The sequence below is a fragment of the Butyrivibrio sp. M55 genome (assembly GCF_900116865.1).
Taxonomy (GTDB): Bacteria; Bacillota; Clostridia; order Lachnospirales; family Lachnospiraceae; genus Butyrivibrio.
In genome coordinates, this window is record NZ_FPCD01000014.1 from 1 (window position 1) to 23,213 (window position 23,213).

Here is a 23,213-nt window from a genome sequence, read left to right on the forward strand (position 1 = left end):
CGAATTATCTAATGCTTCGCATGGTACTTCAGCAAATGTAACTTCATTTTTCTGCAAAGATAACGCTGGCAAATTTACAGCTTTATCAAAAAGTTCTTTGCGGACTCGGCGCTGCCAGTAGTAGTAAGTTTTAACATTGATGCCATTTTCAATAAGCCACTTATTAGCAGATTGTCCTTGAGGACGGGCTTGGCATCTTTTGATAATCTCTGCCCAGTTTGCAAGTCTTACCTCGTGTGTAATGTTATCCATGTGGATCCTCCTTTAAAAAACTAGCTAGTTTTTTTAGTTTTTTAAAGTAAACCACGAAAAAGGAGTTTCAGGCTAGGCGGGTGATTTGACGTTTACTTTGATAGGAAATTCCTATCAAATAAAAAAGGACGACTCGATTATCTCGAGCCGTCCCTATTTATTTACATGTTATATTACGTACGATCTAAGATCAAAGTGCCTCGTGGCATGTACGTGCGATAACGTCGAGCTGCTGCTCCTTAGTAAGGTTGATGAACTTAACAGCATATCCTGATACACGGATAGTGAAGTTAGCATACTCAGGCTTCTCAGGATGCTCCATAGCATCGATGAGCTTCTCCTTACCAAATACGTTAACGTTAAGGTGGTGTGCACCCTGGTCAAAGTATCCGTCAAGAACGCTAACAAGCTTGTTTGATCTCTCCTCATCGTCGTGACCAAGAGCGTTAGGGTTCATTGTCTGTGTGTTAGAAATTCCGTCAAGAGCGTACTCATAAGGAATCTTAGCAACAGAGTTAAGTGAAGCAAGAAGTCCTGTCTTCTCAGCACCGTATGAAGGTGATGCTCCGGGTGCGAATGAAGCGAATGCAGGTCTTCCGTCAGGTGTAGCACCTGTAGCCTTACCATAAACAACGTTAGATGTGATTGTAAGGATAGATGTTGTAGGCTCAGAATCACGATATGTGTGGTGCTTCTCGATCTTCTTCATGAATGTCTTAAGGAGCCATACAGCGATCTCGTCTGCTCTCTCATCATCGTTACCGTATCTAGGGAAGTCTCCCTCTACCTTGTAATCAACAACAAGGCCTGACTCATCACGAACAGTTGTAACTTTAGCATACTTGATAGCTGAAAGTGAATCTACAACGTGTGAGAATCCAGCGATACCTGTAGCGAATGTACGTCTTACATCTGTATCGATAAGAGCCATCTCAGCTGCTTCGTAGTAGTACTTATCATGCATGTACTGGATAAGGTTGAGGATGTTTACATAGAGTCCTGCAAGCCAATCCATCATGATGTCATATTTGTGCATAACTTCATCATAATCAAGTACGTCAGCTGTGATAGGAGCCATCTCAGGACCTACCTGCATGTGCTTGCCGTCTTTTGTAAGGAACTTCTCATCCTTACCACCGTTGATAGCGTAAAGAAGGCACTTAGCAAGGTTAGCTCTTGCTCCGAAGAACTGCATCTCTTTACCTGTCTGTGTAGCAGATACGCAGCAGCAGATGCTGTAGTCATCGCCCCAGATAGGACGCATAACATCATCGTTCTCGTACTGGATTGAAGATGTTGTAACTGAAATCTTTGCAGCATACTTCTTGAATGTCTCAGGGAGCTTAGATGTGTAGAGCACTGTAAGGTTAGGCTCAGGTGAAGGTCCCATGTTCTCAAGAGTATGAAGGAAACGGAAGTCGTTCTTTGTAACCATGTGACGACCGTCCATTCCAAGTCCACCAACCTCAAGAGTAGCCCATACAGGGTCACCTGAGAAGAGGTTGTTGTATGAAGGAATACGAGCGAACTTAACCATTCTGAACTTCATTGTCATGTGGTCGATAAGTTCCTGTGCCTCTTTCTCTGTAAGAGTTCCTTCTTTAATATCTCTTTCAATATAAATATCAAGGAATGTTGAAACACGTCCAACTGACATTGCAGCACCGTTCTGAGTCTTGATAGCTGCAAGGTATCCGAAGTAAAGCCACTGAACAGCTTCCTTAGCGTTCTTAGCAGGAGCAGAAATGTCAAATCCGTAAACAGCTGCCATTTCCTTCATTCCCTTAAGAGCTCTAACCTGCTCAGAGATTTCTTCTCTCTGACGGATGATGTGGTCGAGCATTGTTCCGTCACCACAGTTGTTGTAATCATCCATCTTCTTCTTAATGAGGTAGTCGATACCGTAAAGAGCTACTCTTCTGTAGTCGCCTACGATACGTCCACGGCCGTATGTATCAGGAAGACCTGTTACGATGTGGCTGTGTCTTGCTGCTCTCATCTCAGGTGTGTAAGCATCAAATACTGCCTGGTTGTGAGTCTTGTGGTACTCTGTGAAGATCTTGTGGAACTTCTCATTTACCTTGTATCCGTATGTCTCAGCAGCTTCTTCAGCCATCTTGATTCCACCAAAAGGCATGAATGCTCTCTTAAGAGGCTTATCTGTCTGAAGACCAACAACCTGCTCGAGATCCTTCATAGACTCATCAATATATCCGGGGCCATATGCTGTAAGACTAGAAACAACTTCTGTCTCACACTCAAGAACGCCGCCCTTTTCACGTTCCTGTTTCTGGAGCTCCTGAAGCTTGCCCCAAAGCTTATCTGTAGCTTCTGTAGGGTCTGCCAAAAAGCTCTCATCTCCATCATAAGGTGTGTAGTTGTTCTGGATGAAATCTCTTACGTTAACGTCATCCAACCAGTGGGTTCCCTTAAACCCGCGCCATGCTTCGTTCATTTTACGTACTCCTCGTTAAAATATTATCATATGTATTGTCCGAGTTTGATGATATCACCTGTTACATATCCAAACATTGATTGTAATCAAGTTTTGAGATTTTCTTAAAATATTATTTAACTCCATCAAAAAAGACAGCTCCGTTGCGCAGCTGCCTTCTCATGATATTATTTCCCATTTAATATTTTCATTGCGTTTTCAACTCTCTCTTTTGAAGGAGATTTAACGCCGTCGAGCTTGTAAGGAATACCGAGTGTCTCGAACTTGTGCTGTCCCATTGAATGATAGGGAAGAACTTCAATCTTTTGCACATTGGAAAGAGTCTCTATAAACTCTCTTGTCCTCTTAAGGTACTCGTCATCATCGGTTATTCCGGGCACGAGCACGTGACGAATCCATATGGGCTTTGAAATCTCCGACAGATACTTGAATCCGTCGAATATATTGTCATTCGGAAGCCCTGTGAGCTCTATATGCTCATCCCTGTCGATGTGCTTAATATCAACAAGCAACAGATCCGTATACTTCATAAGTTCCTCAAACTTGGAAAAGAAAGGCTCCTCACGCGTAAAAGGCTGAAGTGCCGTATCTATGCATGTATTGATACCGCGCTCTTTTGCCTTCTTAAAGAGCTCGATCAAAAAGTCTATCTGAAGAAGTGGTTCTCCACCACTTACAGTAATTCCGCCTTCTGTTCCCCAATAGCTTCTGTATCTTTCCGCAAAGTCCAGAAGTTCATCGGGAGTCCGCATATCTTCCGAATTGGGATCCCAAGTATCAGCATTGTGGCAATACTTGCATCTTAATTTGCATCCCTTTAAAAACACGATAAATCTGATTCCGGGTCCGTCAACCGAACCGAATGTCTCTATTGAATGAATTGCACCTTTAACCATTGTTACTCCGTTTCATAAAGAATCTGTATAGATTACTGATAAATATATATTTCTCTTAATGCATCTCTGTCGAGCACCCTGATCTTGGCATGTCCGACTCTCTCAATAAGCCCGCTCTTTTCCATCTCCCTGAGTTTCCTACTTACTGTCTCCGTTCGAAGGTTTACACTCGCGGCGATGTCATCGAGTTTTAATACTATGTCATCGCCCACACTCCTGTCAACTCTGTACATCAAAAAGCCCGCCAGTCTTGCCATCGGGTCTTTTGTGGAAAGAAGCATGTTTCTCTCATTCGCATCGTGGAGTTTTTTGCTCAAAAGAATGATGATATTCATCGCAGCCGAAGGATCGTCCACAACTTTAATGAAATCATCCCTGTGTATCTGGCAAATAGAAGCATTTGTAAGGCAAACCGCAGAATAAGGATAAATACTGCCGTCCAAAAACATGCCTTCCCAAATGATATCATGATCTGCAAGAATCGTTATGATCTGCTCTCTTCCGAGAGAATCGTATCTGCAAAGCTTAACTCTTCCTTTTCGTATGATGCATATAGAATCAACGGGCTCGCCTTCTCTGAAAAGATAACTGTTCTTCTTGAGAGTTTCGTGAACAGAGTGCTCCATCAGGCTTACCTGCGCGTTTACGGGAAGTCCCTCGATAATGGGAACGCTCGCCGTGCAAAGTCCTCCGCACTCCTCGCAGATATTAAGTCCGATGATTCCCCTTTTTAACTCTTCTGCCTGGCTCTGCCCCTGATATATTCCTTTTTGTATCTCTTTCTTATCATTCATAAACAAATACCGGCTCTCATCACTCTTTTGACCATAAGTAGCAATACGCCTGCGTTCTTGCGGCAAAAGGCTGAGTCTTCAGTAGTTCTCTTACTTCTTTTTTGGTGTACCAGCCGGGTACTATCTCTTCCAATGTCGAACTGCTTTTTGAAAAAGTTCCCGCCGCCTTTCCGACGCAGCAAAGGTTCTTTTCATTTGAGAAACCGACTGCGCTGTAGCTCTCGCCGATCCACTCATCAATACTGACTATATCAAGTCCTGTTTCTTCCTTGAGTTCTCTTCTTGCGCTCTCCTCCGGCACTTCACCGGGATCGATAAGGCCTGCCGGGAAGTTGTATACCCATGCGCCCGGCGCAAGTCTGAATTCCTTGTTTATAAGTATCTTTTCCCCAGTCTCATCGTGCATGATAAGCACAACTGCGTCGATCTTGTTGTTGTGAATATCGTCATATCCCTTGAGATCGGGGTTTCTGCTGATTATCTCGTATGTCTTATCCTTATTATCAATAGTTTTGTAATGAAGGTCGTATCGGGTAATGAACTCGCCCTGCTCCTTTTTCTCTAAATACTGAAATTCCATAAATTATCACTCCTGCATTAAAACTTAACAGAAGGAAGCTGATACTTTCTCTCGTAGAAATCAACTGCCTGCTCAAAGCCTTCTCTTTTGTCCGCTTTGAGTGTTTCCAAATACTCGTGTGCATCGTACGCATCATCATGCACCTCGATAACGCCGACGGCGATGTTGCTGCAATGATCTGCGATACGCTCGTAATCTGTTCCGATATCGCTAAGATCAAAGCCCTGTTCAATGGTACACTTGCCCTTGCGAAGTCTTCTGACGTGACGTCTCTTTACCTCTTTCTGAATGCCGTCGATGGCTTCCTCAAGCGGCTCGATAGACTTTGCTATATCAACATCACGTGTTTCAAACGCTTTTATCGACATATCCACGATCTCTTTTACCGCGGATGCGAATATATCCATCTCGATCTGTCCCTTAGGTGTAAACTCTCTCTTATTCTCCGCCATGCCCTTTGCTTTCTGCATGATATTAAGGGCGTGATCGCTTATTCTCTCATAGTCCGTGATACAGTGAAGAAGCATAGTAAGCGTATGGCTGTCTTCAGGTGCCAGATGATGGTTATTTATCTTCATAAGATAAGTTCCGAGCTGATCCTCGTACTGGTCAACCTTGCGCTCAAGGTAATCAACCTCCTGCGCCTCTTCCTCTTTGTAGTCCGTGATAAGTGCAATTGCCTTATCAAGAGCATCCTTTGAAAAGTTCGCCATCTCAACCGCAGCGAGTCTTGCCTGCTCAAGCGCAAACGGCGGGTTCGCAAGGAAAAGAGGATCCAGAGTCCTGATACCCTCCTGCTCTTCCTGCTCTTTTTTCTCCTTCTCATCGATAGGAATAGAGCTGAGTGCAAGACTTACAAGTGCTCCCGAGAAAGGAAGCATAAGAGGAGTTGCAACAAGGTTAATAAGTGTATGTACACCGGGGATTCCCGCCCAGCCTACAGTTTTGTCCATAAATGAGAAATGCACCAGCATGTTCAATGTATAGAAAATTATCATGAACAGACCTGCTTTTATGAAGTTAAAATACAGGTGCATGAGTGCGGTTCTCTTACCGTTCTTGTTAGCACCAAACGAAGACAGGATCGCTGTGATACAGGTTCCCACTTCCGCACCGACTACAACGGGAATAGCGATACTGTAAGTTACAGAAATAGAATGAGCCAACGCCTGAAGCACACCGATGGTTCCGGCAGAGCTCTGGATAAGCATGGTAAAAAAGATTCCGACCATGAATCCGATAAAAGGATTACTGAAAGTCATCAAGAGTTTCTTGAATCCTTCGTTGTCCTTCAGCGGAGCAACCGCATCCGACATGCTGCTCATTCCAAACATCAAAACAGAAAATCCGAGAAGGATTGTTCCGATATTTTTCTTTTTCTCACTTTTTGAAAACATATATAGCCCGATACCTACAATGGCCAAAAAAGGAGTGAATGACCTGGGCTTAAGAAGTTCCAGCCACAAATAATCTGAACTTTCGATACTGTTGAGTGTAAGGATCCAAGCCGTAAATGTTGTACCAAGGTTAGCACCGAGAATAACGTTTACTGCCTGTTTAAGAGTTACAATTCCTGAATTAACAAGACCAACTACCATTACGGTAGATGCAGACGATGATTGAACGAGTGCGGTTACACCGACACCGAATAAATACGCGATTATAGGATGTTTGGTGACTTTGGCAAGTACGCTTTCAAGTCTTCCGCCGGCAGCCTTGGTAAGGCCTCCGCTCATAACGTTCATCCCATACAAAAACATTGCAAGGCCACCGATAAGCCCTGCTACCAAATTAAAACTTTCCAAAAATTCTTTCATTTCACCTCCATAGGCACTCTTCGTTAAGGGCTCTCTACCCTTCGTACCTATCCATTTTTTATCTCTATTGTTACAAATATATTGTATAGGATGCCGTCAAAAAAAGCCACAAATTAATTTAAGCTGTATCCCAGCCCGTTCAAGCAAACTTATACAAATCTCAGCATCAGGCGCACATATTCTCCATAAGTGGGTCCGCCGATCGGCTCGATCTTCTCGCCTACATACTCTCTTCCGTATATATCTTCCTCGACAGACACCGTATCAAAAACCTTAAATCCCAATTTCTTGCACAAATTAATGGAAATCTCATTCTCGGCTTTTACAAGTGTCTGAACCTTATCAAACAAAAGAATATCCCTGCCGTAGTCAAGAACCGCCTTGCACGCTTCATACGCATAGCCCTGTCTCTGGAACTCTTTTCCCACAAGAAATCCAAGTTCAATATCTTCAAACCCGTTTCTTACGGAATATCCGACTCTTCCTATAACCCTGTTATCCTTACGCCTTACAAGTGTCCATACGCCAAAGCCCATGAGGCCGTACACTTTATCTATATAGTCCTTCTGATATCTCTTTTCATCTTCGGGATTCTCAAAAAGACCTTCCATATATCTGGTCATCTCGGGATCTTTGTACAGTTTATAGAACTCGTCCACGTCATCAAGCGTCGTTTCCCTCACAAGGAGCCTTGAAGTCGTGAGCACTTCCCAGGGTTCCCCCGCATATCTCTGATAAGCCTTCACGAATGAATCCAAGTCGACTTCGTCAATGTCGGAAAAAATATATTTTACTCCCGGAAATTCTTCGTTCTTATTTAATGAATGCTCCACTCCGACCACGTAGAATCCAAGCTCCGTCGCTTTTACGGTATTCTCTTTCCTGTCGGCAACGACAAGCATTTCTTTATCAGTCTTATTATCTTTGAAAAAATCCTGTGCCCCGAGCACCTCAGCTTCGATACCGCATTGATTTATATATTCCTTTGCGGATTCTATGCTTTCAGTCACCTCGTTGTTTTTCAGATTTTCTTCATCTATTACAAACGCAACCTTCTTCAGCACAAACTTCTTCCTCCGAAAATAATTATAATACATATATGAATAAAACGCCCACATTACGATAAATGCGAGCGTTCATAATTTGTTTACAATTCATTAAAAGAATGGTTACTTCAAATCATCTTTTGGACATACCTGCTTGTTATTATAATATTGTCAGATGAGTTGAGACAGACAATACCAATTAAACTTTTTCATAATGTGCCGGGTAAGAGATACTTACCCGGCATCCTCCCTTTAAAAAAGGGCTTTTTTTAATTAATGAATTTTATTTCTTCTTGTTTCCGTGAAGAAACATCTCCATGTCAGCAACTGCCGACTCTTCATCGCTGCCTTCTGCGATAACGGTTACTTCTTCTCCTGTGTTCAGACTAAGTGTCATCATTCCCATAATGCTCTTTGCATTAACTTTCTTGGACTGAGCCTCAATATGAACGGTACTCTCGTACTTACTTGCGAGCTGAACAAGCTCAGCAACAGGTCTTGCCTCCAGTCCTCTGGGCAACTTAATCTCGATAGATTTTGTCAACATAATAATTCCCTCCTCATCTCAGCTTATCCGCAAGCTCGCTCAGTTTCCTAAGCCGATGATTAACTCCTGACTTACCTACAGGCGGATCAAGATACTTGCCCAATTCAAGAAGCGTCGCATCAGGGTGTTCAAGCCTGACCTCTGCCATCTCCCGCAAGCTCTCCTGCAAGCGATTAAAACCATAAAAGTCTCTGATATATGTAATGTCCTCTATTTGCTTAGTCGCGGCATTAACAGTCTTTGTTATATTGGCGACTTCACAATTGACTCTCCTGTTAATAGAATTTCTCATCTCTTTTACAATCCTGAGATTCTCCAGATTCATAAGACTGATCGGAGCTTCCATTATATTCAGAAGATCAACAATACCGGAGCCTTCCTTCACATATAAAACAAAATATTTCTTTCGTCTGACTATCCTTGCCTCAATATCAAAGCTCTCTATTATCTCCTGCAACCTAATTGCCTGATTCTCGTAGTCACAGACAAATTCCAAATGATATCCCTTGTTGGGGTCGCTTATGGAACCGATGCACAAGAAAGAATCGCGAATGAAGGCTCTCTTACAACATGATTTTCCTGTGATAAGCGGGCTCACTCCTTCCTCGAAAGGTCTGAGGTTCCCATCACCGTCAATCACTCTGATTGCCTTAAGACACGATTCAAGAAGTTCCCCTTCTCCCAGTACAGGCCTGTAAACACGCCCATTTACCTTGATATCGGGGGATTCTTCCAAAAAGCTAGTTCCTATATTAAATGCTTTTTTTATTAATGTAAAGAACTTTCTAATTACAGCCTCATTATCCGGCTGCAAATAAAGCATTATCGGCTTACCGTTTTTCAGCTCAACATAGCCCGTGCTGTTAACAATGGCTGCTATCTCCGCAAGCCTGCAATGCCTCGACGCACCAATGCGTTTTGCAAGTTCTTCTTTTACGTCGGATGAAAAAGACATATCTCACCTTGCCTGCTTTACATCTCTGTGTAAGAGCTTGATTCCAAACTTACCGTCTCCGGCTTTCAACCTGTTATACAGTTCATTGGCGATTGTTACACTTCTGTGCTGGCCACCGGTACATCCGATAGCAACAACAAGCTGATACTTACCTTCTTTAATATATCCGGGAATCAGAAATTCCAGCATATCCGTCAGCTTATCCAGGAACTGTCCGCATTCCGGAAAACTTTTTACATAGTCCTGAACCGGCTTGTCATTTCCCGTCTGATGTTTGAGATCATCTATATAAAAAGGGTTCGGCAGGAACCTAACATCAAACACAAGGTCTGCATCCGACGGAATTCCATACTTAAAGCCAAATGAAAGCACCGTCACCATAAGAGAATTGTACTCTTCGTTTCTTACAAATATGCGGTCAAGTTCTTCGCGGAGTTCTCTTGTAAGGAGCTTGGAAGAATCGATAACATAATCCGCTCTCTTTTTTACCTCAGTAAGAACCTCTCTCTCCTTGGCAATTCCATCCTCTATACGATTTCCGATATCATTGACATTCATCGGATGAACGCGTCTTGTCTCTTTGTATCTCTTTATAAGAACTTCGTCGCTTGCGTCCATATAAAGAACTTCGATGGGGAGGCCTCTTTCTTTCAGAGTGTCGATGATTCCGGCAACCTCTTCGAACTTCTGGCCGGCTCTTGCGTCAATTCCAAGTACGACTTTGCTGATCCCGTTATCCGGCACTGCGACAAGTTCAGCAAACTTCTCTATAAGAAATACAGGAAGATTGTCTACGCAATAAAAACCTGCATCCTCAAGCATATGTATAGCGGTCGATTTACCACCGCCGCTCATTCCCGTAACAACTACGAATCTCATGGTTTAATCCTTTCAAACTTTCCAAGCATAATAACTTCGGGCTCCAGCATCACTCCATAGGACTCGTATACCTTCTTCCTTACGTCATCAATTACTCTGTATATATCGGCCGAAGTTGCAGAATCTTTATTTATCACGAATCCGCAGTGCTTCTCCGATACACATGCACCGCCCACGGTGTAGCCCCTAAGTCCGGCATCCTGGATAAGTTTACCCGCAAAATTTCCTTCGGGTCTCTTAAATGTCGATCCGGCACTCGGATACTCAAGCGGCTGTTTGTCACGTCTTCTCTGCGCAAGATCGGACATCTTTTCTATAATTGCCTCCTTCTGTCCCTCAGCAAGTTCAATAAGCACGGACAGAACGATGTATTTTTTTCCTTTAATAAAGCTGGTCCTGTAACCAAATTCCATGTCATCGCCGGAAAGCGTCACAAGCTCACCCTCAGGTGATATGGCCTTGACTTCCTTTACAACCTGCTTCATCTCGCCGTCATAGGCGCCCGCATTCATGACCATTGCGCCGCCGATAGTTCCGGGAATTCCCGCAGCGAACTCAAAGCCCGTAAGCTCTCTGTCTCTTGCAAAAGAAGCTATTGCTGAATTGAGTGCTCCGGCCTCTGCCCTGATACTCGTGTCACTTTCTGCGGATACATCCGTAAAGTTCTTGAGCGAAACGACAGCTCCGTCATATCCTTCATCAGACACGAGAAGATTACTTCCGTTTCCAAGAATAAAATACTCTTCATCAGATTTTCTGAGCTGCTCCACAACCTTCAATAGCTGCTCAGTGTCTTTTGGGCTTATAAATAAGCTCGCAGGCCCACCTGTTCTAAACGTAGTGTGCCTGCTCATGTTTTCATTTAATATAATATTTTCTTCTGAGACAATTTCTCTCAGTACATTTACAAAATCGTTATTCAAAAAAATCTCCTTTTAATACAGAAGCATTCTTGCTGCGCCGAAGACTCCCGCATCATTTCCAAGCTTTGCAAGTGCAAACTGTGCTGTACTGCAACCGGAAAATACATATTTTTTAAATGAAGGCATCAAGAGGTCAAAGAGCATTTCTCCTGCTTTTGAAACTCCGCCGCCGATAACTATTATCTCAGGATTTACAACTGTAGCAACACTTGCGATTCCTTTTCCGAGGTAATATCCGTACTTCTCAGCACATTTAACGGCAACCTTGTCACCTTTCTTTGCTGCGTCGAATACGTCCTTGCACTCGAAATCTTTGCCGCGAAGAACGCTGTCTTCTGCCACCTCTGCAAGGATTCTTTTTGCAACTCTTACGGCTCCCGTAGCACTTCCGTACTGCTCAAAGCATCCGTGATTGCCGCATCCGCAGGCATCTGGCTCATCGTCAACAAGGTGAATGTGTCCGATCTCTCCGCCTGAGCCTGTAGCTCCGGTAAGAATCTTGCCTTCGTTTATGATTCCGCCGCCTACGCCTGTTCCGAGGGTAACAAGGAGCATGTTCTGATGTCCCTGTCCGCCGCCTCTCCACTGCTCTCCGAGAGCTGCAACGTTAGCGTCGTTTCCTGCTTTTACCTTAAATCCTGTGAGAGCTTCGAGCTCTTTTACCACATTGAGCTTGGACCATCCAAGGTTTACAGCCTGAAGACACATGCCATCTGCATCTACAGCACCGGGAACACCAAGTCCGATTCCGATAACATCCTCGGATGCAAGATTTTTCTCAGCGATCTTAGCCTTAACAGACTCTGCAACATCACTTAAAATGCTGCTGCCGTTGTTCTCTTTTCTGGTAGGGATCTCCCAAAGCTCGACTTTCTCGCCTTCCTCTGTAAGAAGTCCGATCTTAGCAGTTGTTCCTCCGATATCTACGCCAAATACATATTTTCCCATTACCTCTATTATTCTCCTTCTATATTATTCCTCTTCAATTATTCTTCGTCGTCATCATCGTCGTCCGAACGCCTTCTTGCAAGTGAGTTCTGAACCCTGTTGTAAAGCTCCTGCGCAGCGTTGTAACCCATCTGTTTCTGTCTGTGGTTAACTGCTGCCGACTCACAGATTACCGCAAGATTTCGGCCGGGTCTGATAGGAATCCTGTGACACACTATCTTATTTCCAAGGTACTCAGTGTACTCTTCCTCAAGTCCGAATCTGTCGTACTCTCTGTCCTTGTCCCACTCTTCAAGCTTGATAACAAGGTCGATAGTCTGTGTTTCTCTTACGCTGGATACACCGTAAAGTGTCTTAACGTCTATGATTCCGACACCTCTCATCTCGATGAAATGTCTTGTAATATCAGGCGACGTTCCGATAAGAGTCTCCTCACTTACACGCCTAAGTTCAACCGCATCATCCGACACAAGACGATGTCCTCTTTTGATAAGCTCGATCGCCGTCTCAGATTTACCGATTCCGCTCTCACCCGTTATCAAAACGCCTACGCCGTAAACATCAACAAGTACGCCGTGGATCGAAATGCAAGGAGCAAGTTTAACATTAAGCCACCTGATGATCTCTGCCATGAAAACAGAGGTGGACTTCTTGGTCATAAGGACCGGTACTTTCTCCTCAACCGCAATTTTCAAAAAGATAGGATCGGGAGCCAAGTCCCTGCAGAAAACAACTCCCGGTATATCAAAGGAAAGCAGTTCCCTGTACATCTTCTCTTTTTCCTTATCAGAAAAAGATTCCATGTATGTATATTCTACGAAACCTATAACCTGAAGTCTGGTTGCCTCGAAGTGTTCATAATACCCTGCAAGCTGCAACGCCGGCCTGTTAATATCAGGCTGAATAATGCGGATTTTCTTGATATCAAGCTCCGGTGTCAGGTTTGTGAGCTTCATTTTATCAATAATAGTTTTAAGACTTACGCTTGCCATCAATGCCTCCCCAACATAAGTATTTTCAGTTAATTACTAGGAAAAATGATACCATAGATGGGGGAAATTTTAAAGCGGTTGAAACAGTAGTCTGCATTAAGCAAAAAACTGCAACAACCGCCCTTTTAACACCTGATATCAAGTAGTTCCATAACACCGTTAAGCACAAGTTCCTCGGAATTGGCAGGTACGAAAATACAATCACCTTTGTAGATATTTATGTATTCTTTTCTACCATCTCCCGCGCAATAACTGATATTTCCGCAGCCGTCATAGCACAAAAGAACTCTAAAGGACAGCTCATCGGAACTGTATGTAACCTTCTGTCTTCTCTCAGTATTTATCAGCATCCTGTACACTTCAAAATACTTACATCTGCTGAGGAGCTCATTCGCAACTCCGGGTCTGTACTTAAGAACCCTCATTAACTGCCTCGGTTCATTTGAACTCGATAAATCCGCAACCTCAAGCCCCTTATCCACATGGAGCTCACGTTTATGACCGTCCTTATCCACCCGATCGTAATCATACAACCTGTATGTAAGATTGCTGTTTTCCTGTATCTCAGCAACAAGCGCACCTGCGCCTATAGCGTGTATCGTTCCCGCTTCGATAAAGAAAACATCATTCTTTTTAACAGGAACATATCGAAGATACTTCTCGAGCTTTCCCTTCTCTATAGCCCCTCTGATAACACCTTTGCTGCACTTGTGTTTTAAACCGTAGACCAGTTTGGATCCTTTATTGGCATCAAGAACATACCACATCTCCGACTTTCCGAGCTGGCCGTTCTCATACTCCCTTGCGTAATCATCGCTTGGATGAACCTGCACAGACAGATCCGCCTTCGCATCAATGAACTTTATGAGTATGGGAAGTTCTCCGAGTCCCTCGCAATGCTTTCCAAGAAATTCGGAATGCTCTTTTAAAACGTCGATAAGGAGTTTTCCGTCAAACTCACCGCCCGACACAACACTCGGTCCATCCGGATGCGTACTGCATTCCCATGTTTCCGCCAAGGGATCCATATCTATTTTTTTACCAAAATCATCGTTAAGCCTCTGACCGCCCCAGAGATAATCCTTTGCGGCAGGCTTCAACATAAAAGGAATATTCTTCATAATGTTATTATTCAAGAGCAAATTTCTGTTTGTCCTCTACAGTAATATCCTTACCGAGCTGTACCTCGATAAGCTTAAGTTCTGTATCCGCAAAAACCGTATGTCTGCATCCGGCGCTCATAGTAACAACGTCTCCGGCCTTAATATTCTGTTCCATACCGTCAACCACGCATCTACCCTCGCCCGACAGAACTACCCATACTTCATCTCTGTTCTTGTGACTGTGATAGTTCATGGAATGCCCCGGATTAAGCACTACCTTTATTGTCATCGCTTCAGATTCAACATCCATTACCTGATACTTTCCCCATGACTTCTCGGCAAACATAATCTGCTGATCAAACTTATCTACATAAGGCTTGATATAGCTGGACTGTTCCTTATCAGAAACAAGAATTCCTTCGGGAGACGCCGATACCACAACATCCTTAAGTCCCATGCAAAGTACCGGAACATCAAGGTCGTTCAATACATGAACATTCTCACACTTTTCGTTAAGAACGCCTTTTCCTATCACATTCTCATTCATAGCTTCTGTAAGAGTATTCCAGGTACCAAGATCCTTCCAGATTCCCGAATACTTCATAACTCCTATGCTGCTTTCCTTCTCAACAACAGCATAGTCGAAGCTTATCTTATTACTATCCTCATATCTGTCAAAAAAGTCCTGATAATCCTTAAATTCAATAAGCTCATGTGCCTTGTTAAGCACATATCCAAGCTTAAATGCAAAAACACCACCGTTCCAAAGAGCGCCCTTTTCAATATAGCTCGTAGCTGTAGCAACATCGGGTTTTTCCTTAAACTCAAGAACCTCGCTGACGTCAGCGGCTTCCTTAGGAATAATGTATCCGTATTTTTCACTTGGATAAGTAGGCTCTATTCCCATGAGATTAAGGTTATAATCTCCCTTTTCCGCCATATCTGACAGGTCGGAAAGAGCCCTGAAATAATCATCATCGACATAAGGATCGACAGGGCACACAACAACAGGCTCATCATCTCCCACGCCCTTAACATCATGAAGGAAACTGCACGCAAGCGCAATTGCAGGAAAAGTGTCTCTTCTGCAAGGCTCAATAGAAAGATCTACCGCCTCATCCAGCTGATTGTTGATAGCAGACGCCTGGCTCTTAGATGTAGCAATAGTAACCTTGGCATCTCCATCCACCTTCCTGATTCCTCTATACATACGCTGAAGCATGGATTCGTATCCACCATCCTCAGTCTTGAATATTCTAATAAACTGCTTACTTCTTACATCATTTGACAAAGGCCAAAGACGTTTTCCGGATCCACCGGATAATAAAATTATGTTCATAATTTAACCCTCTAACTTGCTTTCTTATCTCCAAACAAACTCTACTGTTTGAGGAATTTCATAATAACTCTTCATCCAAGATTCTATATAATTCATTGTATATGGCATAACACCCGAATAATCATCGTTCTTCAGCTTTTTTAGCTCAACCGACTGTATGTTCTTGCCCTCCTTTATTGCCCGCGAAGTCGCCTTCAAAGCGTTCCTGTCATATGTGCACTCGGAATAATTACTATAATAGCCCATTGTTACAGAACATACATTTACAACAGAGATAACTCCAAATACAGCAAGAGCAATTTTAACTATACTTCCATCATCAAAAGAATCCATAAGAATTGAAGTTGCAACATATCCCATAAGTATATAAAACGGTATACATGTTCTTGGTGCAACCACAGGCGATACTATTAGCATAGCTTGTGTCGCAAGCGCTCCAAGAAAAATATACAGGCATTCATATTTTTTGGTTTTAATCAAATAGAAAACTGTTTCCGCAACCAAGCAGATAACAAATATCCCTTCTAAAAACAGATTATCTATATGAACTCCGTAAAGAAACACAAATCCCAAAATACAATTTGCCAAAACAATCTTCTTATTTTTGAAAAGAACTTTTCCCAGAACACACAAAAGAATCACATACATAACTAAACGTGCTCCCGCATCATGAGTAAAGTTCCTCCAAAAAATCTTTGGAACATTGGTCAGTATTTTTTGGATAATAGAAAGATTATAGAAATCTAAATTATCTTCTGCTCTATTCCAATTTCCAGGCGCCGCTAAAAGAATCGTACTCCCAAGTAAACCGCAGAAATAAATCTTCATATTTTTCTTGTCTTTAATAAATGATTCTACGATTTTGCACATAGAATACAACATGACAAAAAATGCCACTTGTTCCTGAGAAAAACCTGCACAAAAAAGCAATATGCCTGCTACTATCCTATATCTTTTTTTATTTTCGTTCCTCAAAAAAAATACTGAGTAAAAGAAAGCCAAAAAAGGCCATATGTAAATAGCAGATGCCGTATACCAAAATACTCCGTCAGTAATTACCGAAGTACTTATGCTAAACCATGCAAAAATAACCACAAGCAATGCCGATAAATCATAATCTTGTCTTTTACAATTTTTATAAATAGCAATATTGATCAAAAAGAATACCGTTGCTTGAAAAATCTGAATAAAATTTTCTCCTATCCTTAATGCTATAATGTAGAAGAAAAAATAAAATACCCTTCCGCCCCAATTGAAATAATGCCATTTCAAAAAACAAAACAAATCTATGATATTCCAATGCATACCATGAGTATTATACTCATATCCGTATGTCAAACTTGCATATCCATAGTCATCATGATACAGAAAAACTGCCTGGTGCTGAGATATCAAAAAAACAAAAAACAAGATGGTTACTAAAAAAAATAATTTCTTATCTTTTAACTTCATTGTGCTTCCTTAATGCTAATTAAACGCCCAATACTTTTGAATAAAATAATTTAATGGAACTGTGATTAAAAGATTTATAATTGGAGCAATATAATCATCTAGCCCAATAAGATTACACCACAAATATAATAGTATTTCAGAAAGAATCAAACTGGTAAAAGCATAAGAAATATATGTTTTTACCAATGCTAATAAAATATTCCTCTGTTCTCCATCTTCCCTTTTAAATACCATTTTATTATTCCAATAAAAAGACCACGCCACACTCAATATAAACATAATAAACTGCGCAATATATAAGTCTATATTAGGAAATAAGCCTAAAGATCTCAATGTCTTTAGACTTACCACATAAATCAGGTACCCAATTACTGTATTCGTCCCTCCCACAATACCAAACTTTATAAATTGAAGAAAACCTTCCTTTTTCATTTTTATAGCCTCTATACACTCAAAAATTCAAATATACACTACACGCGTATAACACAAATACAATTATCCCACATTACATATTGTTATATATATCCCAAAAATCATCTATCAAATTTGTCATTTCCAAATAGTCATCATCCCACTTAGAATAATCAGTAACCCCTCGCTTATCTTCAAGAGAATAGTGCTTTACTAGATAGTCTCCAATATAAATTGATAATTTTTGCTGTCCCTCCCAATTCATATGCATACCATCTGAAAAATCTGTAGCAAAACTTATACCCATATCATCTACATATTTATTCAAATTAATAAATGAAAACCCTTTGTCTACACAATAATCTTCAAAAGCATTAAAATATGAAAACCAACTATCTTCATAAAATGAATAAGGCGCTTTTATAAATAAGCATTTACATTCATGTTCATTACATAATTCTTGTATCGCTTCAATCCAATATTTAGTTTTTTCCGGAAGCTCTGAAACAGGTATTTCTGTGGGAATTTGAGGTCGCTCACATTCATTCGCCGTCATATATATAAATGCCCCCTTCAAAATATTGTATTGATTTGGTATATATTGATAGTCATTTTGCGTTAGTTCTTTCCATCTATCATGATATGCAATAAGTGGGAACATCATTTCTAACCGTGCTGATTTAGTTCTATTCCAAATAGCTTTATATTTGTAAATATCATTTTTCATATGATCAAACGCAAAATGTGCGCGAGTATTGTCAATTTCATCCTGTTCCCCATTGCCCATTATATCAACAACAACCACTTTGGGTTTCTGCGTTTCAAACACTTGCTGCAAATAATAATATGAAGTGCCTAACTCTTGCTGATCACACGAAAAATCATAACTAGTAATTCCAAAACTGTTCCAAATGACATTGGGATTAATATTACAATGAATATTACTAGAACCTATAAACACTACATCAAGACTATTCTTTTCAAGTCCATAAAATCCATCCTGCTTTTCACATAGTTCATTTGGAGTAATTAGATAATTAACATTCGGTCCTACTGGTTGCTCCTTAATAGTAAATATCATTGTCAATCTCGAAATAACAATAACCAATCCAGTTAAAAAAACAAATATTTTGAAAAATAGTCTTCTACTCATAATTCTACATCCTAATACTTATAATATATGAAATTAGTAGCATCATATATCGCCCCATATTTGCCCATAATCATTAGTAAAACAATAACCAAATAATAAAACAGCCATCTTACAATAATGTTTTTTGACATAACATATCTATATATGCTAAATCCATGGTTTTTCTTATATTCTATTAAAAAAGCTAAGGAGACCGATACTATTATTACTCCCCAGTCTAAAATATCCATTCCAAAACTAACTAATGTACCATCTGTAAGAATCCACGGATTCCATCTAAACATTTGAAAAATGAATCTAATTGCATCACTAATAGAATCTGCCCTAAAAAAAATCCACGCAAAACTTACACATATAAAAGTGATTGCAGTACTAATACTTGCTGATAATTTTCTTCTAATATTCAAACTCTTTTCAATAACCTGATACACTCCATGAAGCGCCCCCCACATTATGTAAGTCAATCCCGCTCCATGCCATGCTCCACTAATCAAAAATGTAATTATAATATTGAAATACTGTCTAAACTTACCCTTTCGATTCCCCCCAAGTGGAATGTATATATAGTCCCTTAACCACGATGATAAAGAGATATGCCATTTTTTCCAAAATTCACTTACACTTGAAGAAAAGTAAGGTTGTTCAAAATTTCTGGATATTCTTATTCCCATTGCATAAGATGCACCATAAGCAATAAATGAATAGCCTGCAAAATCAAAATAAATCTGTAAAGAATACAACACCATAGTAATAAACAGTGTTAACCCATACTGCGAATCAATATTGCCATATACCGCATCAACAAACAAACCGATTCTGTCAGCTATAATCATTTTATAAAAATATCCGTATGCACAAATAAGTAAACCTTTTTTTACAGTTTCAAACTCAAAAGTTAGATTATTTATATTCTTAAATTGTTTTGCTAGTGCAGCATGCCTTTCTATGGGGCCTGCTATTATTTTAGTAAAAAAAGATAACCATAATGCAACATTTAAAAAATTATAATCCGAACAATCTCTATTTATATATATATCAACTAAATATGATATAGAAGAGAAAACATAATATGAAACTCCAATCATGGTAATTACATATAACGTTGTACCCGAAGTTTTTTCAAAAATCCCATTCACTAATCCAACATATTTACTATATATAAGAAGTGCGACTAGTGCTGCTACTGACATAAGCAGACACTGCTTTTTCTTTGTCGTTTTCTCCAATATAATTCCCGCAAAATATGTAAAACTTGTAACAAGCAACAAAGCTACTAAAGTCCCAAATCCTCCCAAGGAATAAGAAAAATAATAATCAACAATTAAAAGAAAAATCTTCTTGCTATAACTTGGTATCACATACCAAATGACAATCAAAGATAACAACATAATAACAAATTGAGGTGTGTTAAATAACATATCTATCCATTTCCTTTAATATGAAATCCAGAATCTCAAAGCAAACTAATAATTATTTATTGCGTCTATTACAAAATCCTGCTCTTCTTTTAACATTCCATTATAAAGTGGTAATGAAAGAACAGTTTTTGCATACTTTTCAGTAATTGGAAGTGCGCCTGCTTTTAATCCTAAATACTTATACGCTTCAGAAAGATGAGGTGGAATCGGATAATGAATAATCGTTCCAATATCTTTTTCATCCAAATATTTCATTAAATCATCTCTATGATCTGATCTAATTACAAATTGATGCCAGATGTGTGTTGCCCCTTCTCTCGTCTTTGGAAGCTCGATTTTATCATTATGAAGTTCGTTCAGATACCGCTCACAAATATTTTTTTTCTCTTCCGCAAGTTCATCTAAATACTTAAGTCTTATTCTCAAAAATCCAGCTTGAATTTCATCGAGTCTCGAATTGGTTCCAACAACCCTGTTATAATATCTCTTTTCGGATCCATAATTTCTAAATACTCTTACGTCATCCGCAATATTAGCATCATTTGTTGTAATTGCTCCTGCATCACCAAATGCACCTAAATTCTTAGACGGATAAAAAGAAAAACAACCAATATCTCCAAATGTACCAATTTGCTTTCCTTTAAATTTTGCCCCATGAGCTTGAGCGCAGTCCTCTACAAGACGTAAATTATGCTTTTTACATATCTCAACTATCTTATCCATATTGGAAGCTTGTCCATATAAATGAACAACCAACACAGCTTTTGTCTTATCTGTTATCTTTTCTTCTATCTTTGATGCATCTATATTAAAATACTGATCCGGCTCAACAAATACCGGAGTTGCACCATTTATTGTTATTCCCATAACACTTGCAATATATGTATTACCTTGAACGATTACTTCATCCCCTACTCCAATTCCAAGTACACGAAAAGCAATCCACAATGCATCCAAACCACTTGCAAGTCCAACACAATGCTCAGATCCAACATACTCAGCAAATTCTTTTTCAAAACTTTTTACTTCATTTCCTAAAATATACCAGCCTGAGCGAAGCACCTCTAATGCTTTATCTTCAAATTCTTTTTGATAAAGAAAAAAACCTCGATCTAATCTATTTGGTTGTATCCTGTCCACCTAACTTGTTCTCCTTATGTTATTTTCCATATTCTTAGCGTAATGTCAGTTTACTTACACTTTACATCTCGAATCACTTTTGCAGGACATCCCATAACCACTTTATTTGCTGGAATATCTTTAGTAACTACTGCGCCTGCACCTACAATAGCATTTTTCCCTACCGTCACATGAGGAAGTATATTGGCGGCTGCTCCAATAGTAACATCATCTTCTATTACTGCTCCATATACATGATCTGCGTTATATTCTTCCCTTCCCATTGTATTATCATTTGTTGTTGCAACAAGAACACTTATAAAAACATGATTCCCTATCTTCATATTTCCTGTAATGTGAGTATTATCCATAATCTTTGTATCATTGCCTATCTCAGTATTATAATTCACGCTAACATTCCTACTTATAATACAATTATTACCTACTTTACATTCTTCTCTAATCGAACAAAAATCACCGAGCAAATTGTTATGTCCAATTGTTGTTCCAGCATATAGAACTACCCCTGGGCACAATACACAATTCTCCCCCACAACCAATGTATCATATTCATTTTTTAATTGCCTTGATGTAATTCCTGGTGATGTAGGAAGTTTTCCTAATACGCAATGATCATAAATTTCTGTTCCTGCCTTTATAACTGTATTGGGATAAATAATTACATAATCATGTATAATAACCCCCTTTTCAATCACAACATTCTCATGAATTATTGCCGTGCTTGCAATTATTGCCTCTTTACTAATCGTACTCATTGTTCTTCTCCTTTAGGTGCTTTTACTACTGCATATCCATCAATTACAATATCATTATTTTGGTTTAATACTGTAGTTGCAAGTTTAAGCACATTTTTTTTTTCATTTATTATCTCTGACACTTTAACACATGCTGTAACTGTATCACCAATATAAACAGGTTTTAAAAACTTCATATCCTGTTCCATATATATAGTTCCATCACCAGGTAATTTCATTCCAATACAATTAGATATTAAACTCCCAACTAAAAAACCATGTGCTATCTGTCTTCCAAAAACACTTTTGCTTGCTTCAACACTATTAACATGTACAGGATTAAAATCCCCTGATATACCTGCAAACGAATATATATCTGATTCAGATATTGTTTTACTTACCTTTGCCATATCTCCAATGCTATATTTTATCATTTTCTCTCCTTTTCACTATAATCCATACAATTTCCTTCTTCTATTATGTACGGAGGTCTTTTCCGAGAAGCATCGAATGTTCTCCAAAGGTATTCTCCGAGAATTCCTAAAGTCATCATTATTACCCCAAAGCTAAACAAATTAAAAATAAATAATGTTGTCCACCCAGAAACTCCAATCATACCTACCAGCTTAGCAATTAGTACTACAAACGCCCATACCAAAGCTATACACAAAGATCCCCCCCCTATATATATAACAACTGTAATCGGCAAAGAAGTGAAACTAAAAAGAGTATCCATTACTAATCGTATTTTTTTCTTTAATGTCCACTTACTTGTACCTATTTCTCTTGCAAGCCTTCTATAGTACACTTTTCCAGTATTAAAACCACTCCATAGAATCTGTCCGGTTAACGCGCTGTTCTTTTCATCCAGATTTTCCAAAACAGTAATAACTTTTCTATCAATCAAATATACATCAAACCCTTGATCAGGCATTTCCGGAAGCGCTGTTTTCTGTACCATTTTATAATAAAAGTTTGCAAAAAAAGTTTGCCTCTGCGACTCATCTCTACCATCACGAACAGCTAAAACAACGTTTTTTCCATTTTTCCATTCTGCAACCATCTCAAGTATTAACTCTGTAGGCTCCTGCAAATCTGCAGCTTTTATTATCGCACAATCACCGGTGCAATTTGATATACCACATAATATTGCTGCGTGAGATCCGAAATTTCTGGATAAACTTATAATTTTAATATTTCCATCCATTTCAGCCAGTTCTTTCATAACTTCATAACTCTTATCTTTAGAGCCATCATTGACCATTACGATTTCATATTCATAGTCAATTTTATCTATAAATTTTTCTTTTATATCATCATAAAGCGGCCTAAGATTGTCCTCATTATAATATACCGGTATAACCAAAGACACTTTCATA

General features: G+C 39.8%; 22 protein-coding genes and 1 pseudogene. All 23 read right to left on the bottom strand.

Annotated elements, in window-relative coordinates:
• Positions 1 to 252, bottom strand: a pseudogene (locus BM398_RS13095) (IS66 family insertion sequence element accessory protein TnpB); the annotation flags it as partial.
• Positions 253 to 442: 190 nt separating this feature from the next.
• Positions 443 to 2,707, bottom strand: coding sequence for a formate C-acetyltransferase (pflB, locus tag BM398_RS13100; RefSeq protein ID WP_027209404.1), 2,265 nt, complete (start codon positions 2,705 to 2,707; stop codon positions 443 to 445).
• A gap of 167 nt (positions 2,708 to 2,874) precedes the next feature.
• A complete protein-coding gene (pflA, locus tag BM398_RS13105; protein ID WP_092338120.1) occupies positions 2,875 to 3,603 on the bottom strand; it encodes a pyruvate formate-lyase-activating protein in 729 nt (242 codons plus the stop codon).
• Positions 3,604 to 3,635: 32 nt separating this feature from the next.
• The gene (locus BM398_RS13110) at positions 3,636 to 4,397 is read right to left on the bottom strand and encodes a Crp/Fnr family transcriptional regulator (RefSeq protein WP_092338122.1); all 762 of its coding nucleotides are present in this window, start codon (positions 4,395 to 4,397) and stop codon (positions 3,636 to 3,638) included.
• A gap of 19 nt (positions 4,398 to 4,416) precedes the next feature.
• On the bottom strand, positions 4,417 to 4,977 hold the full coding sequence (locus tag BM398_RS13115) for an NUDIX hydrolase (RefSeq protein WP_092338124.1): 561 nt from the start codon (positions 4,975 to 4,977) through the stop codon (positions 4,417 to 4,419).
• A 17-nt stretch (positions 4,978 to 4,994) separates the two neighbouring features.
• Positions 4,995 to 6,794 carry a Na/Pi cotransporter family protein gene (locus BM398_RS13120; RefSeq protein WP_092338126.1) on the bottom strand — a complete coding sequence of 600 codons (1,800 nt, stop codon included), beginning with the start codon at positions 6,792 to 6,794 and terminating at the stop codon, positions 4,995 to 4,997.
• Positions 6,795 to 6,943: 149 nt separating this feature from the next.
• Positions 6,944 to 7,858 (bottom strand): GNAT family N-acetyltransferase, encoded by a 915-nt coding sequence (locus BM398_RS13125; RefSeq protein ID WP_175531948.1) that lies wholly within the window; start codon positions 7,856 to 7,858, stop codon positions 6,944 to 6,946.
• A 265-nt stretch (positions 7,859 to 8,123) separates the two neighbouring features.
• The gene (locus BM398_RS13130; protein WP_026513510.1) at positions 8,124 to 8,387 is read right to left on the bottom strand and encodes an HPr family phosphocarrier protein; all 264 of its coding nucleotides are present in this window, start codon (positions 8,385 to 8,387) and stop codon (positions 8,124 to 8,126) included.
• A gap of 13 nt (positions 8,388 to 8,400) precedes the next feature.
• A complete protein-coding gene (gene whiA, locus BM398_RS13135; protein ID WP_092338130.1) occupies positions 8,401 to 9,342 on the bottom strand; it encodes a DNA-binding protein WhiA in 942 nt (313 codons plus the stop codon).
• A gap of 3 nt (positions 9,343 to 9,345) precedes the next feature.
• The gene (gene rapZ / locus BM398_RS13140) at positions 9,346 to 10,221 is read right to left on the bottom strand and encodes an RNase adapter RapZ (RefSeq protein ID WP_092338132.1); all 876 of its coding nucleotides are present in this window, start codon (positions 10,219 to 10,221) and stop codon (positions 9,346 to 9,348) included.
• Positions 10,218 to 11,144, bottom strand: coding sequence for a UDP-N-acetylmuramate dehydrogenase (gene murB, locus BM398_RS13145; protein WP_092338134.1), 927 nt, complete (start codon positions 11,142 to 11,144; stop codon positions 10,218 to 10,220). The genes rapZ and murB overlap by 4 nt, the downstream gene beginning before the upstream one ends.
• Positions 11,145 to 11,156: 12 nt before the next feature.
• Positions 11,157 to 12,092 (bottom strand): ROK family glucokinase, encoded by a 936-nt coding sequence (locus tag BM398_RS13150; RefSeq protein ID WP_092338136.1) that lies wholly within the window; start codon positions 12,090 to 12,092, stop codon positions 11,157 to 11,159.
• Positions 12,093 to 12,130: 38 nt separating this feature from the next.
• The gene (gene hprK, locus BM398_RS13155) at positions 12,131 to 13,084 is read right to left on the bottom strand and encodes an HPr(Ser) kinase/phosphatase (protein WP_026656181.1); all 954 of its coding nucleotides are present in this window, start codon (positions 13,082 to 13,084) and stop codon (positions 12,131 to 12,133) included.
• Between the two features lie 125 nt (positions 13,085 to 13,209).
• Complete coding sequence (locus BM398_RS13160) at positions 13,210 to 14,220, bottom strand: type I phosphomannose isomerase catalytic subunit (RefSeq protein ID WP_242949819.1); 1,011 nt, start codon at positions 14,218 to 14,220, stop codon at positions 13,210 to 13,212.
• Positions 14,213 to 15,526 (bottom strand): sugar phosphate nucleotidyltransferase, encoded by a 1,314-nt coding sequence (locus BM398_RS13165; RefSeq protein WP_092338138.1) that lies wholly within the window; start codon positions 15,524 to 15,526, stop codon positions 14,213 to 14,215. The genes BM398_RS13160 and BM398_RS13165 overlap by 8 nt, the downstream gene beginning before the upstream one ends.
• 24 nt (positions 15,527 to 15,550) lie before the next feature.
• On the bottom strand, positions 15,551 to 16,978 hold the full coding sequence (locus BM398_RS13170; protein ID WP_092338140.1) for a DUF6056 family protein: 1,428 nt from the start codon (positions 16,976 to 16,978) through the stop codon (positions 15,551 to 15,553).
• Positions 16,979 to 16,993: 15 nt separating this feature from the next.
• A complete protein-coding gene (locus BM398_RS13175) occupies positions 16,994 to 17,410 on the bottom strand; it encodes a GtrA family protein (RefSeq protein WP_092338142.1) in 417 nt (138 codons plus the stop codon).
• A gap of 73 nt (positions 17,411 to 17,483) precedes the next feature.
• Complete coding sequence (locus BM398_RS13180) at positions 17,484 to 18,542, bottom strand: hypothetical protein (protein WP_092338144.1); 1,059 nt, start codon at positions 18,540 to 18,542, stop codon at positions 17,484 to 17,486.
• Positions 18,543 to 18,553: 11 nt separating this feature from the next.
• Positions 18,554 to 19,960 carry an MBOAT family O-acyltransferase gene (locus BM398_RS13185; protein ID WP_092338146.1) on the bottom strand — a complete coding sequence of 469 codons (1,407 nt, stop codon included), beginning with the start codon at positions 19,958 to 19,960 and terminating at the stop codon, positions 18,554 to 18,556.
• 45 nt (positions 19,961 to 20,005) lie between these two features.
• A complete protein-coding gene (locus tag BM398_RS13190) occupies positions 20,006 to 21,100 on the bottom strand; it encodes a DegT/DnrJ/EryC1/StrS family aminotransferase (RefSeq protein WP_092338148.1) in 1,095 nt (364 codons plus the stop codon).
• Between the two features lie 50 nt (positions 21,101 to 21,150).
• Complete coding sequence (locus BM398_RS13195; RefSeq protein WP_092338150.1) at positions 21,151 to 21,855, bottom strand: acyltransferase; 705 nt, start codon at positions 21,853 to 21,855, stop codon at positions 21,151 to 21,153.
• Entirely contained in the window at positions 21,852 to 22,268 is a 417-nt protein-coding gene (locus tag BM398_RS13200) for a MaoC family dehydratase (RefSeq protein WP_092338152.1), read from the bottom strand. The genes BM398_RS13195 and BM398_RS13200 overlap by 4 nt, the downstream gene beginning before the upstream one ends.
• Positions 22,265 to 23,212: a glycosyltransferase family 2 protein gene (locus BM398_RS13205; protein WP_092338154.1), complete on the bottom strand. Its 948-nt coding sequence runs from the start codon at positions 23,210 to 23,212 to the stop codon at positions 22,265 to 22,267. Before BM398_RS13205 ends, BM398_RS13200 begins: the two co-directional genes overlap by 4 nt.
• Position 23,213 lies beyond the last annotated feature (1 nt).